Origin of the sequence: Streptomyces sp. NPDC051064, from assembly GCF_044455985.1 — a bacterium.
GTDB lineage: Bacteria > Actinomycetota > Actinomycetes > Streptomycetales > Streptomycetaceae > Streptomyces.
The window spans coordinates 1336544-1349548 of record NZ_JBITFK010000001.1; the positions used below are offsets into that span (position 1 = coordinate 1336544).

Below are 13005 nucleotides of genomic sequence, written 5' to 3' on the forward strand. Positions count from 1 at the left end.
CGTACACTCCACTGCGGAAGCCCTCTAGAGCCAGCCGTGCTCGCGGGCGATGCGGGCGGCGACGTGCCGGTTCTCCGCGCCGAGCTTCATCGCCGCGGCCGAGAGGTAGTTGCGGACCGTTCCGCTGGACAGCGAGGCGCGGGAGGCGATGTCCGCGACCGGGGCCCCGTCCTCCGCGTACGACAGGAGTTCCGCCTCCCGGGGTGTCAGGGGCGATTCGCCGGCGGCGATGGCGTCGGCCGCGAGTTCCTGGTCGACGTAGCGGCCGCCGGTGTGGACGGTCCGGATGATCTGCGCGAGTTGCTGCGCGGAGACCGTCTTGGGTGCGAAGCCGCGCACCCCCACGCTCAGCGCACGCTTCAGGGCCCCTGCCCGGGCGTGGCTGGTGACGATCATCGCGGCGCATCCGGGCACGGCGGCGCGCAGCTGGTCGGCGACCGCCACGCCGTCGAGGCCGGGCATCTGGAGGTCGAGCACGGCGACGTCGGGGCGGTGCGCCGTCGCCATGGCCAGGGCCTCGTCGCCGGTTCCGGCCTCGGCGACGACGGCGATGTCGTCCTCCAGGGTGAGGAGGGAGGCGAGCGCGCCCCGGATGAGGTGCTCGTCGTCCGCCAGCAGAACCCTGATCATGCGGCTTCCTCCCAGGGGATGCGCGCGGAGAGGCGGAAGACTCCGCCGGAGTGCTGTTCGAAGGCCAGCGTGCCGTTCAGTGCGCTCAGGCGCTCCTTCAGTCCGGCCAGGCCCGTGCCGGTGCCGGGTTCCGCTTCGGACGCGCCGTCGTTCTCCATCACGAGCAGGGCCGTGGTCGGACCCGCCGTACGGAGTGACATGGTGCAGCGGGACGCGCCCTGCGCATGGCGGAGCACGTTCGTCGTCGCCTCGCGCACCACCCAGCCGAGGGCCGACTGCACGTCGGCGGGCAGGCGGTCGGCGGGTCCGTACTCGATGCGGCAGTCGATGCCCGCGGCCTCCAGGACGGAGCGTGCTCCGGCGAGTTCGGTGTGGAGGTCGGCGGTGCGGTATCCGCGGACCACCGAGCGGATCTCCCGCTGGGACTCCCGCGCGATGTTCTGCACCTCCTCCATGTGGTCGACCGCCTCGGGCCGGCCGCGCCGCGCGAGCTGTGCGGCGAGTTCGCTCTTGAGCGCCACCACCGCGAGGTTGCGGCCGAGTACGTCGTGCAGGTCGCGGCCGAAGCGCAGGCGTTCCTCGGCGACGGCCAGGCGTGCCTGCGTCTCGCGGGCGGCCACCAGTTCCTCGACGAGCCGGACGCCCCAGCCGGAGGCCAGGGAGGCGGCGGCCATGAACGGCACCATGACCGCGGTGGCGCCGATGAGCAGGACCAGGGTCTCGCCCGACAGCCCCGCCACGGCCGCCCCGGTCAGGGACGCGACCGAGACGACCGCCACGAGGGCCGCCCCCGCGCGAGGTCCGAGCGCCAGCACGGGCGGCCCGGCGTAGAACATCAGCAGCCACAGCATGTAGGCCGTCAGGTTGCCGTTCTCGATGCGGCCGGACGACAGCAGCACGCATCCCCAGGCGGCCATGGCCACGGTCACGGCCGTGTACAGCACCACGAGGCGGTAGGGCCGTGAGGCGAGGTCGAGGTAGTGGTACAGGGCGGAGCGCCACAGCAGGAGCTGGACTCCGGCGTGCGCGATGCCCAGCACGAGCACGGTCGCCGGCACCAGCACGCCGAAGTCGCCCCGCACGACCCAGACCGTCCACAGCCCCACCTCGCAGACGGACATGAAGCCGACGCTGCTCACCGCGTAGCGGCGGTACCGGCTGGGGCCGTCCGGGCCGCCGAGCCTCTCCACCCAGTCCTCCACGCTCATGGTGCTCATGGTCCCCAACTCCCTCGTCCGTGCGCCCGCGTGCTCCAAGGCGCGCTGTCAGCCGCGCGGGCCCCAACGGAACCACTGCCGCACTCCGAGGGCCGCCACACCTGTCCAGGCCAGGGCGGCGAGCAGCAGGCGGATCTGGTCCACGCCGCCGAGGCTGCCCGTCCAGCCGCCCTGGAGGAGGTCCATCACCGGTGAGAACGGCAGCCAGGCGCTGATGTCGCCGGCCACGCCCGGCAGCACCCCACGCGGTACGAACATCCCGGAGCCGACCATGCTCACCAGCCAGAACGGCAGGAAGGTCAGCTGCGCGCTCTCTGCCGTCCGGGTGACCGCGGCCGTCAGCGCGCTCGCGGCCACGAGCATCGCCACACCCACCAGCAGGCCGAGGACCACCAGGTGCGGCGCCGCGGGTGCCGGTGCGTCCAGGACCACCGTGAGGCCGACGATCAGCAGGACGCACTGCACCAGCGCCAGCATCAGGGCCGGGAGCGCTCCGCCCGCGAAGATCTCCCAGTCGCGCACCTCACCCGTACGCAACCGCTTGAGCACGAGGCTCTCACGGCGCGTCACGTACACACCGACCAGATTCGAGTAGACGGAGAAGAACAGCGCAAGCCCCAGCGAGCCGGGCAGCAGGACGGTCGCGATCGACAGGCCGGTGCCGCCCAGGTCCAGGCCCTTCACCATGGTCCGCATCGAGAAGGCCGTGACGGCCGGTACGAGGAGTGCGGTGACCAGCGCGGCCCTGCTGCGCAGCAGGAGTGTCAGCTCCGCGCGGCCGAGGGCGGCCAGCCGGGCGGTGGCACCGCTCCGCGCGGGCACGGTCGTCCCCGGTCGTGTCACGCTCGCGGTCGTCGTCATCGTGTCCTCTCGTTCCCGGCGTTCTCGCCCTCGATCCTCTTGGCGATCTCCATGAAGGCCTCTTCCAGTGATGCGGAACGCGCGTCGAGCGCATGCAGCGCGACGCCCGCGTGGTGGGCCCAGGTGAGCAGTTCGGTGGTCGTGCGCTGCAGGTCCCGGGTTTCCAGCCGCACGGTCCCTCCCTCGTCGGAGTGCCGGGTCACGCCCATCGGCGCGAGCGGTGGCAGTTCACCGAGGAAGCGGTCCTGGGGCAGCTGGAAGCTGATCCGGGAGGGCCGCTCGGCCACCACGTCTGCCACCCGGCCGGTGGTGGCGATCAGCCCCTGGTGCATGATCGCCAGCCGGTCGGCGAGCTGCTCGGCCTCCTCCAGGTAGTGCGTGGTGAGGAGCACGGTCGTGCCCTGGGCCTTGAGTTCGCGGATCAGCTCCCAGGTGTCCCGGCGCGACTGGGCGTCCAGGCCGGTCGTCGGCTCGTCGAGGAACAGCACCTCGGGCCGTCCGAGCAGGGCCAGGGCGAGGTCGAGGCGGCGGCGTTCGCCGCCGGAGAGCTGCTTGACCCTCACCGCGCGCCGGTCGGACAGGCTGGTCAGTTCGAGGGCGTCGTCGGCGGGGCGTGCGCCGGTCGTGCAGCCCGCCCACATCCGTACGGTCTCCAGGACCGTCAGCTCCGGCGGGAAGCCGCCCTCCTGGAGCATCACCCCGATGCGGTGGCGTACCGCCGTCCGGTCGTGGAACGGGTCATGGCCGAGTACCCGGACGGTCCCGCCGGTGGGGGTGTCCTGCCCCTCCAGGAGTTCGAGCGTGGAGGTCTTGCCCGCGCCGTTGGTCCCCAGCAGGGCGAAGAGCTCTCCGCGGGCGACCGTGAAGTCGATGCCGCGTACGGCCTCGAAGCCCCCGTAGCTTCGTTTCAGTCCGATGGTTTCGATGACTGCGTTCATGTCCTCCACACTCCCGGCGATACGGGGTGGACGGCAGTGCGGTGTGTCATCGGGTCCGTATGACGCCTGTCATGGGTACGCATGACAGGCGTCATACCGCTGGACACAGGAAATCCCCGTTCCAGAATTGCGGAACGGGGATTTCCTCACGTATATTGAGTGGTTCTGTGTGCCCACAGAAAAGGCCCCTCACCGGGGGCCACTAGAAACACCATATCCGGCAGGGAGCGATTTTGTCAACTCGCGGAAACGTCGAATTGCAGAAGGAGCAGGAATTCATCGACCGGCTCTACGACCGTGTCGACGAGCTGCGCGGGGTCACCGCTCAGCGCGTCGAGGACGCGTTGACGCCGGTGGGGAACGGCCTGCAGGCCCGGCTCGAACGTGATGTGCTCGTCTCCGAGCGTTCCGGTCTGCTGGCCGCCCTGAATGCGGTGGACGGTTCGCTGTGCTTCGGCCGGATCGATCTCCGCGACGGCGCCGCGCACCATATCGGCCGTATCGGAATTCGTGAGGACGACACCGAGCACACGCCCCTTCTGATCGACTGGCGGGCACCGGTCGCCCGCCCCTTCTATCTCGCGACCGGGCATATGCCGATGGGGCTTCGCCGGCGCAGACACCTCACCACCGAGGGCCGCACGGTCACCGAGCTGCACGACGAGATCCTCGACCTGGGGGACGACGAGCGCAGCGGTTTCGAGGACCCGAGCGGCGACGCCGTGCTGCTCGCCGCGCTGAGCTCCGCCCGCACCGGCCGCATGGGCGACATCGTGCGGACCATCCAGGCGGAGCAGGACCGCATCATCCGCGCCCCGCACCGTGGGGTCCTCGTCGTCGAGGGCGGCCCCGGGACCGGCAAGACGGCGGTCGCGCTGCACCGGGCCGCGTTCCTGCTGTACGAACACCGTGAGCTGCTCGCCAAGCGCGCGGTCCTGGTCGTGGGCCCCAACCCGGCCTTCCTGCGCTACATCGGCGAGGTGCTGCCCGCGCTCGGCGAGACCGGCGTCATGCTCGCCACCCAGGCCGAGCTCTTCCCCGGGGTTCACGCCCGCGCCACCGACACCCCCCGCGCGGCAGCCGTCAAGGGCGGCGCGGGGATGGCCGAGGCCCTCGCCCTCGCCGTACGCGACCGGCAGGGGCTGCCCGAGCCGGGCGCGCCCATGGTCATCCCGCACGACGACGGCGACCTGGTCCTCGACTGGGAGATCGCCTACGAGGCACGGCAGTCGGCCCGCGAGACCAAGCTGCCGCACAACCTCGCCCGCCCGTACTTCTCGTTCCAGGTGATCGACGCGCTCACCAGGCAGCTCACCGAACGCATCGGCGCCGACCCGTACGGCGGCCCCAACTTCCTGGGCCCGGACGACGTCGCCCAGCTCGGCAAGAGCGTCGCCACGAGCGAGGAGGTGCACGCGGCGGTCGGGGAGCTGTGGCCGCTGCTCACCCCCGAGGACTTCCTCGCCGACTATCTGACCGAGCCGGTGTACGTACCGGACGAGGACGCGCGGGCCATCCGGCGCGCCCCCGGCGACAGGGAGTGGACCCCGGCCGATGTGCCGCTCCTCGACGAGGCGGCCGAGCTGCTCGGGTCCGACGACAGCGCCGAGCGGGCCGCCGCCGAGGCGGAGCGCCAGGAGCGGGTCGCCTACGCGCAGGGTGTGCTGGAGCTGTCCCAGGGCTCGGAGACGTACGAGTTCGAGGACGAGGAGGAGTCGGAGATCCTGGCCGCCCACGACATCATCGACGCCGAGCGGATGGCGGAGCGGCAGGAGGAGGCCGACCACCGCAGCGCCGCCGAGCGGGCCGCCGCCGACCGGACCTGGGCGTTCGGGCACATCATCGTCGACGAGGCGCAGGAGCTGTCGCCGATGGCCTGGCGGCTGCTGATGCGCCGGTCGCCGACCCGCTCGCTGACCCTGGTCGGCGACCCCGCGCAGACGTCCGAGGAGGCGGGCATCGGCTCGTGGGAGAGGATCCTGGAGCCGTACGTCGGCGACCGCTTCGAGCATGTGCGGCTGGAGGTCAACTACCGTACGCCCGCCGAGATCATGGAGCTGGCCGCCAGGGTGATACAGGCCGATGACCCGTCGTTCGAGCCGCCCGGGTCGGTGCGGTCCACGGGCGAGACCCCGTGGACGCGGGACTCCGGAGCCGACCTGGCGGGCGCGGTGGCGCGGGCCGTCGAGGAGCTGACGCCCGAGGAGGGACGCCTCGCGGTGATCGCGCCGCGCGAGCTGCACGGCGAGATCGCGACCCCGCTCGACGGGATCACGCCGGGCGCCGAACCCGACCTCACCCGTCCCGTGGTGCTGCTGGGCCGGCGTGAGGCCAAGGGGCTCGAATTCGACAACGTGCTGGTGGTGGAGCCCGGGAGGTTCGGGACGAGCGACCTGTACGTGGCACTGACCCGCGCCACGCAGCGGCTGGGCATCGTCCACCGGGAGGAGCTGCCCGAGTCGCTGCGGTGACGGGGGCTCCGGCCCGCCCCGACGCTCGGAGCTCGGGTCCCGGGATCCGAGCGCCGGGACGGGTCGGTTCACCCTTTCGGGGCCCGGAATCGGAGCTTCCGCCCGACGCTTGAGCTTCGGGATCCGGGCGTCGGGATCCGAGGGCCGGGATTCGAGCGATGCTTTTGACCGGTGGGGAAAGAAGGGGGTTTGGGAAAACCTCCCTGACCCCCCTGACCCGTCACGGCCAGCAAGTATGACTAATCGTGACCAACTTGCGGCGGAGCGTGGCGACTGCTTACGGTGCGAGAACAAGCGACCCCGGCACGGTGTTGGAAGCACCAGACCGGGGTCTGACCGCAAGATCGAAAGAAGCGATCCCGTGGCTACCGAGCACCTTAACTTCGCCCTGCGCGCCCCCGCAGCCTCGTGCCCGTACCCGATGGCCAAGCCCGGTTACGGCAAGCGCTCCATGCCTGACCAACTTCCGCGCACGGCTGACGACTTCGCCCTGCTGCCCGCCCGTGAGCGGTACATCGCCGGGTTCATCGACCAGCTCCCCGACGGCGCCTCGATGGACGTCAAGAGCCTCGCCAAGCAGCTGCCGCTGTACGGCCAGCAGGCCGTGGGCTCGGCCCTGAAGGCGCTGGCGACCGCCGGGTATCTGCGCCGCGTACGGTGCCTCGTCGGCGAGCAGGGGCAGGTCCGCTGGGTCTCGCGGACCTTCTGGTCGCGCACGGCCCGCGACAACGAGTGGTGGGCGGCCACCGAGGTCACCCCGGCAGCCACCGCCGCGCAGCCCTGCGCCCCTGCGGAGCCCCCCTCACCGCCGGAGCCTGCCCCTGCCGCGCCCGTCGTACCCCCACAGCGTGCCGCGGCCTCCGCCGAGCCCTCCCCCGCCTACCTCGCGCTGGCGCGGCTGGGCCGCATCGACTCCCGCCTGACGCTGTCCGCCGCCGACTGCGCGGTCCTGGAGGCCCTGGCCGCCGCGTGGTTCGACCGTGGCGTGGACGCCGACTACCTCACGCAGGCCCTCACCGCAGGGCTTCCGGCGCGGGTCGGCTCCCCGGTCGGCTTCGTACGCCGCCGCCTCACCGACAAGCTCCCGGCGCACGTGCCTACCGCCCCCGCGCCGCCCGCGCCGGGCACGCCCGTACACCGCGTGATGCTGGAGTGCACCAAGTGCGGCACCCCGGGCCGCCCGGAAGCCCTCCCCGACGGCCTCTGCCGCCCGTGCCGCCTGCCGGATGCCGACGCAGCGCCCGAGGTGCCCGTGGGACGGCCCAGCGAGGAGGACGTCCGTACGTTCGCCGCCGGGCTGAGGGATCTGCTCAAGTCCCCTTGATCAGAGGACAGTCACCTCCCCGCCGGATCAGGCGTACGAGTTCACGCTGACCGGGCGCGTCCCGGTGTACGGCGTCCAGCCCTGGAGGGTGGCGGGCAGACCCACGCGACTGTTGCAGTCGATCACCTGGAAGTGCAGATGCGGTGCGCTGGAGTTGCCCGTGCTGCCCGACCAGCCGACGATCCGGCCCTGCGGGACCCAGTTGCCCGGCTCGTAGAACGACCTGTTCAGGTGCGCGTAGTGGGTGCACTGGCCGTTCGAGTGCCGGATGATCACCTCGATGCCGTTCTGCCAGTACGGCGACCAGTTCGAGAAGACGATGGTGCCTGCCTGCGCAGCGGACACCTCGTAGTTGGCGGGGAGCCCGAAGTCCCAGGCGTACTCGTTGTAGGGGCCGGTGTGCGAGTACGTGCCCTCCGGTCCCTGGGTGACCGTGTATGCCTCCCCCGCCGGGTACGGCAGCTCGTAGTAGTAGTCCACCGCTGCGGCCGGGGACGCCCCCGCCATCGTGATGCCCACCGCCGTCAGCAGCGCACTCGCCCCTACCGCCATGCGGCGCAGAACCCTCTTCACTCCGCTCATGTGCGACTCCGTTCGTGTTCCGCGAGTACCCGACTCCGCGTCCGGTCGGGGCGGAGGAGTGCAAGGATCAGACGCCAACTGCCGGGCACACAAGGGCCGCAGGACCTATGTCCAGTCGCTGCCACCATCCCGCCGGCCGTAGCCATGGGCCCCGGCGGCCAGTCGTTCAGGACCGCAGGGCCCTTGACAGGACCCGGCCACTCGGGGCTCGGGCGCCGATGAACGACGTACCCGGACCAGGCCGATCCCCCGCAGGACTCGGACGCCGGACCGGGCCGAGCGCACGAACCGGGTGATCGTAGAGGTGACCTTCCTGGAAAGCGGGGCAGCCGCTGTCCGAGGAGGCTCAACACTATGAGTGCAACGAACAAGAAGAAGTCCAGGTCCAGGCTGTACCTGTCGCTCGGGACCACCGCCTTCGGCGTGTTGAGCGTCGTGAAGGAGGCCAAGCTCGCCCGGGAGGAGAACGACACTCTCCGGTTGGTCGACGCCGTCGTCTCCACAGCCAAGATCGTCACCGGTCTCGCGATCCTCTACCGCGAGGTCAAACGGCTCGGCGACGACGATGTCCTGCTGGGCTGACGACGCGCGCACCAGACGGGAAACCACCTCAAGTCGACCTGGCCTGAGGTGGTTTCCGGCCGGTTCCGTGCCCGCGGAACGCCCCGCGCCGTTCACATGGGGCCGCCCACGGCCAGGCGTCACACCTGCTTGATCGCGGAGATGTCGAGCTCCAGCACCACCTTCTCCCCCACCAGAACACCGCCGCCTTCGAGAGCGGCGTTCCACGTCAGCCCGTACTCCTTGCGGTTGACAGTGATGGAGCCCTCGAAGCCCACCCGCTGGTTGCCGAACGGGTCCTGGGCGGCTCCGGTGAACTCGAAGTCGATGCTGACCGGCTTGGTGGTCTCCTTGATCACCAGGTCTCCCGACAGCCGGAAGTGGCTGTCGTCCAGCTGCTCGGCCCTGGTGGAGACGAAGGTGATCGTGGGGTGGGTGGGAGCGTCCAGGAAGTCGTTCGTACGCAGGTGACCATCGCGGTCGGCGTTACCGGTGTCGATGCTGTCGGTCTTGATGGAGACCGAGGCACTCGACCGGGACGGATCGGATCCGTCCAGGCGCAGAGTGCCCTCGAAATCGTGGAACGAGCCGCGCACCTTGGTGATCATCGCGTGCCGGGCCACGAAGCCGATCCGGGTGTGCGCGGGGTCCAGCACGTACGTACCGGTCAGGTCGGCGAGGGCGGGTGTGTTCACAGTAAGCTCCTCCGGTCGCACAAGGGGCCTCTCACGCTACGTCAGGGTCGCTTCGCCCGGGCCGGGGCCGCGCTCCGCCCGGGCCTCCGGTCACCCGGTGGGCCGCACGCCCCTGGGCGGCGCCGGGGCCACTGGTCAGCTGTTGGCTGCCGATGACCGACAGGAGTTGCAGCGTCCCGATCTCGGGGTGGACGGCCGCGAATTCCTCGCTCTCGTCGAGGAGCCGGCCTGCGAGGGCGGCGCAGGTGAGTGCGGGCCTTGCCGGGCTGCGGCGCTTCGCGCGAACACCGCGGTCCCGGGCGCGGCGGGTGCCTTGGCGGCGCCCGCTCCGACGGCGGCGAGGACCACCGCCCACAGGAGGACCACGAGCCGGCGCCGCCGGAAGGCAGCGCGGCCCATGCGATACGGGAAGGTAGCCACGGGTCTGAGATCTCCGCATCCGATCTGGGGTACCGATCAAGACTCGCGAAAGGGGGCCTTTTCCGCGTCGTGCGCATACCGTCACTTCGGCCTGCTGCAACGGCACGAGGCACCGCTACGCGGCCAGGAACGGCGTCAGTGCGGCCGGCATCGCCTCGGGTGCCTCCTCGGCCGGGTAGTGGCCGCAGTCCGGAAGGATCACGCACGGCCGGGTGAAGGCACAGGGCGCACACGACGCCCGGCGGACGGGAGAGGCCCCGTCACCACCGGACGTTCCGGCTCCGTACCGTTCACAGACAATCCACAGACTCCGGGAACCGCATCGCGCGATTCGGCCGTCCTCAGGCCCGAACTACCGCACTGGTCACAGCGGGTGCCGTGCGGGGCACGCCATGCATCCGAGGAGCAGCATGACCGTCCACGGCAGTACGCGACCCCGGAACAGCCGCCCGAGGGGCGACGGTTCCCCGTCGGCGCGTAGCGGTCGCACGGTTCTCCGGGACTGCGCGAAAGGCGTCCTGATCCTCACGGTCGCGCTCGGTGCTGCCACGGCCTGCGGGCCGCTGTCGGACAGCGGCAGCGGGTCGCCGAAGGGCGGCAGCCAGAAGTCCAGGGACTGGAAGGTCGGTGACTGCGCGGGCCCGGACACGAGCCAGTCGAAGGACGGCTTCCAGGGCCTCGACTGCGACGACCCGAAGGCGACGATCAAGGCGCTCGCGGTGAAGGACGGCGAGATCTTCGCCGGGGCCGTCGAGTGCCCGGCCGGGACCGACGAGATCATCTCGGTGAAGGTCTCCTTCGGCGGGGACGCCTCCACCAGCGGCATCCCCAGCAAGACCATCTGCGGCCGCAACCTCTCCGGCGACCACCCCGGGGACGCGGGCGCGGGCGGCGGGCAGCTCGTGGTGGGCGACTGCGTGAGCGACGAGGCGAAGGAAGTGCCCTGCGCGAGCGGCGGGAACAAGGTCCTCGCCCTGACCAAGACCGCCGAGGAGTGCCCGGCGAACGCGGACAACCCGATCGAGCTCTTCCCGAGCCCGGGACGCCCGTACGACGCGATCTGCACCAGCAAGGCCTGACGGCGGGCCGGCAGCAGGCCCGCCCCGCCCGGTCGGGGCGGGCCGCCCGGGGCTCCGCACGGCCAGGAGGCCGAAGTGTGCGCGACGTCTTGACGTGCCCCTGCCGAGGTGGCTTTATGGGAGCGCTCCCACGTCATCCGATGTTTGCGTTCCGGCACCCACCTTGGAGTCGCAGTGAGATCAGCAACGAATACGGCACAGAAGAGCCCCTTAACCGTCCTGCTGAAGGGCCTGGCCGCCCTTCTCGGCATCGTCCTGCTGGGCGCGCTCGGCCCGGCCGCGGCGCAGGCCGCGCCCGCGCAGGCGGAGGCCGCGGCCACCGGCCTGCACATCAGCAACGGCCGTCTGCTGGAAGGCAACGGCAACGACTTCGTCATGCGCGGCGTCAACCACGCGCACACCTGGTACCCGGGCGAGACGCAGTCGCTGGCCGACATCAAGGCCTTCGGCGCGAACACCGTCCGCGTCGTCCTCTCCGACGGTCACCGCTGGACGAGGAACGGCCCCGACGAGGTCGCGGGCATCGTCGAGGACTGCAAGGCCAACCGGCTGATCTGCGTCCTGGAGGTGCACGACACCACCGGTTACGGCGAGGACGCCGCGGCGGGCACCCTGGACCACGCGGCCGACTACTGGATCAGCCTCAAGGGCGTCCTCGCGGGCCAGGAGGACTACGTCATCATCAACATCGGCAACGAGCCCTGGGGCAACACCGACCCCGCCGGCTGGACCGCGCCCACGACCGCCGCCGTCCAGAAACTGCGCGGCGCGGGATTCGCCCACACGATCATGGTGGACGCGCCCAACTGGGGCCAGGACTGGCAGGGCGTCATGCGCGCCAACGCCCAGGCCGTGTACGACGCCGACACCACGGGCAACCTGATCTTCTCGATCCACATGTACAGCGTCTACAACACCGCCCAGGCCGTCACCGACTACCTGCACGCCTTCGTCGACGCCGGACTGCCCCTTCTCATCGGTGAGTTCGGCGGCCCCGCCGACCAGTGGGGGGACCCGGACGAGGACACCATGATGGCCACGGCCGAGCAGCTGGACCTCGGCTACCTGGCGTGGTCCTGGAGCGGCAACACCGACCCGATCCTCGACCTGGCGATCGACTTCGACCCGAGCCGGCTGAGCTCCTGGGGCGAGCGCGTCTTCCACGGGGCGAACGGCATCGCCCAGACCTCCCAGGAGGCCACCGTCTTCGGCGACGGCGGCGACCCGGACGACACGGAGGCCCCGACCGCCCCCGGCACCCCGGCCGCCTCCGCCGTGACGGCCACGTCGGCCACCCTGACCTGGGCCGCGGCGTCCGACAACGTTGCCACCACCGGCTACGACGTCGTCCGTGTCAGCGGCGGCACCGAGACCACGGCCGCCTCCTCCACGACCAACAGCGTCACCGTGACCGGCCTCACCGCGGACACGGCGTACGTGTTCGCCGTCTACGCCCGCGACGCGGCGGGCAACCGCTCGGCCCGGTCCGCCACGGTGAGCGTCACCACCGACGAGAGCGGACCCACGCCGGGCGTGGGCTGCTCCGTGGGATACCGGGTGATCGGCGACTGGCCCGGCGGGTTCCAGGGCGAGATCACCATCCGCAACACCGGCACCAGCGCCGTCAACGGCTGGAACCTCGGCTTCACCTTCGCCGACGGCCAGACCGTCTCCAACATGTGGGGCGGGACCCCCACGCAGAGCGGTGCGACGGTCAGCGTGGCCCCCGCCGGATACACGGCCTCGATCGCCGCGAACGGCTCGGTCACGGTCGGCTTCACCGCCACCAGGGGCGGCACCAACCGCGCCCCGGCCGCCTTCACGCTCAGCGGCACCACCTGCACGACGGCCTGAACCCGGCCGTTCCACCGGCTGGCAGGCCCTGCCCCCGCCCCCTGCCGGCCGGCGGCCCTGAGAGGATGGGCCCGTGATCCGCGACCTGTACAACGTGCACACCGTGGGGCCCGAGCCCGGTCCCAGCCCGCTGACGCCCGACGAGGAACAGCGGGCCAGGGCCACCCTGTTCACCGAGCTGGGCAACGCGATCGCCGATCACGGCTGGACGCGCTTCCCCGCGTACAGCCCCGAGGAGCGCCGGCGGCTCGTCGCCGTCGGCCGCATGCTGAGCGAGCACTGGGGCATCCCCGTCACCGTCGAGGCGGAGGACGCGTGCGCCATGCGCCTCTCCCTGGCCGGTCACGCCCTGGGCGCCTGACGGCGGAACCCC

General features: G+C 71.3%; 12 protein-coding genes. 6 read left to right on the forward strand and 6 right to left on the reverse strand.

What is annotated here, in order from left to right; translation table 11 throughout:
* Positions 1-24 precede the first annotated feature (24 nt).
* The 4 genes from ACIBCU_RS06170 to ACIBCU_RS06185 are packed head-to-tail and all read right to left on the reverse strand — an operon-like array spanning position 25 to position 3646.
* Positions 25-630, reverse strand: a complete 606-nt coding sequence (locus ACIBCU_RS06170; RefSeq protein ID WP_399229603.1) for a DNA-binding response regulator — start codon at positions 628-630, stop codon at positions 25-27.
* Positions 627-1847: a sensor histidine kinase gene (locus ACIBCU_RS06175; protein ID WP_362926902.1), complete on the reverse strand. Its 1221-nt coding sequence runs from the start codon at positions 1845-1847 to the stop codon at positions 627-629. The genes ACIBCU_RS06170 and ACIBCU_RS06175 overlap by 4 nt, the downstream gene beginning before the upstream one ends.
* A gap of 48 nt (positions 1848-1895) precedes the next feature.
* Complete coding sequence (locus tag ACIBCU_RS06180) at positions 1896-2708, reverse strand: ABC transporter permease (protein ID WP_399229605.1); 813 nt, start codon at positions 2706-2708, stop codon at positions 1896-1898.
* Positions 2705-3646, reverse strand: coding sequence for an ABC transporter ATP-binding protein (locus tag ACIBCU_RS06185; protein ID WP_399229607.1), 942 nt, complete (start codon positions 3644-3646; stop codon positions 2705-2707). The genes ACIBCU_RS06180 and ACIBCU_RS06185 overlap by 4 nt, the downstream gene beginning before the upstream one ends.
* Before the next feature lie 257 nt (positions 3647-3903).
* Here ACIBCU_RS06185 and ACIBCU_RS06190 point away from each other — a divergent pair, with 257 nt between their 5' ends.
* Both ACIBCU_RS06190 and ACIBCU_RS06195 read left to right on the forward strand, forming a co-directional pair.
* A complete protein-coding gene (locus tag ACIBCU_RS06190) occupies positions 3904-6117 on the forward strand; it encodes a HelD family protein (RefSeq protein WP_399229748.1) in 2214 nt (737 codons plus the stop codon).
* 361 nt (positions 6118-6478) lie between these two features.
* Positions 6479-7441 carry a MarR family transcriptional regulator gene (locus tag ACIBCU_RS06195; protein WP_399229609.1) on the forward strand — a complete coding sequence of 321 codons (963 nt, stop codon included), beginning with the start codon at positions 6479-6481 and terminating at the stop codon, positions 7439-7441.
* Between the two features lie 27 nt (positions 7442-7468).
* Here ACIBCU_RS06195 and ACIBCU_RS06200 read toward each other — a convergent pair whose 3' ends face one another.
* A complete protein-coding gene (locus tag ACIBCU_RS06200) occupies positions 7469-8023 on the reverse strand; it encodes a peptidoglycan DD-metalloendopeptidase family protein (RefSeq protein ID WP_399229611.1) in 555 nt (184 codons plus the stop codon).
* 354 nt (positions 8024-8377) lie between these two features.
* Here ACIBCU_RS06200 and ACIBCU_RS06205 point away from each other — a divergent pair, with 354 nt between their 5' ends.
* Positions 8378-8605, forward strand: coding sequence for a hypothetical protein (locus ACIBCU_RS06205; RefSeq protein WP_399229613.1), 228 nt, complete (start codon positions 8378-8380; stop codon positions 8603-8605).
* 119 nt (positions 8606-8724) lie between these two features.
* Here the strand turns inward: ACIBCU_RS06205 and ACIBCU_RS06210 are convergent, their stop codons facing one another.
* Positions 8725-9279: a YceI family protein gene (locus tag ACIBCU_RS06210; RefSeq protein ID WP_362926908.1), complete on the reverse strand. Its 555-nt coding sequence runs from the start codon at positions 9277-9279 to the stop codon at positions 8725-8727.
* 830 nt (positions 9280-10109) lie between these two features.
* Between ACIBCU_RS06210 and ACIBCU_RS06215 the strand changes: the two genes are divergently transcribed.
* From ACIBCU_RS06215 to ACIBCU_RS06225, 3 genes are all read left to right on the forward strand, one after another.
* Complete coding sequence (locus ACIBCU_RS06215; protein WP_399229615.1) at positions 10110-10778, forward strand: hypothetical protein; 669 nt, start codon at positions 10110-10112, stop codon at positions 10776-10778.
* 174 nt (positions 10779-10952) lie between these two features.
* Positions 10953-12632 (forward strand): cellulase family glycosylhydrolase, encoded by a 1680-nt coding sequence (locus tag ACIBCU_RS06220; protein ID WP_399229618.1) that lies wholly within the window; start codon positions 10953-10955, stop codon positions 12630-12632.
* Positions 12633-12705: 73 nt separating this feature from the next.
* Complete coding sequence (locus tag ACIBCU_RS06225; protein WP_362926911.1) at positions 12706-12993, forward strand: hypothetical protein; 288 nt, start codon at positions 12706-12708, stop codon at positions 12991-12993.
* The last annotated feature ends 12 nt before the right edge of the window (positions 12994-13005 follow it).

Bases quoted from the DNA above. Each gene is read 5' to 3' on its own strand.
- ACIBCU_RS06170 (WP_399229603.1), bottom strand. From the start codon at position 630: ATGATCAGGGTTCTGCTGGCGGACGACGAGCACCTCATCCGGGGCGCG.
- ACIBCU_RS06175 (WP_362926902.1), bottom strand. From the start codon at position 1,847: ATGAGCACCATGAGCGTGGAGGACTGGGTGGAGAGGCTCGGCGGCCCG.
- ACIBCU_RS06180 (WP_399229605.1), bottom strand. From the start codon at position 2,708: ATGACGACGACCGCGAGCGTGACACGACCGGGGACGACCGTGCCCGCG.
- ACIBCU_RS06185 (WP_399229607.1), bottom strand. From the start codon at position 3,646: ATGAACGCAGTCATCGAAACCATCGGACTGAAACGAAGCTACGGGGGC.
- ACIBCU_RS06200 (WP_399229611.1), bottom strand. From the start codon at position 8,023: ATGAGCGGAGTGAAGAGGGTTCTGCGCCGCATGGCGGTAGGGGCGAGT.
- ACIBCU_RS06205 (WP_399229613.1), top strand. From the start codon at position 8,378: ATGAGTGCAACGAACAAGAAGAAGTCCAGGTCCAGGCTGTACCTGTCG.
- ACIBCU_RS06215 (WP_399229615.1), top strand. From the start codon at position 10,110: ATGACCGTCCACGGCAGTACGCGACCCCGGAACAGCCGCCCGAGGGGC.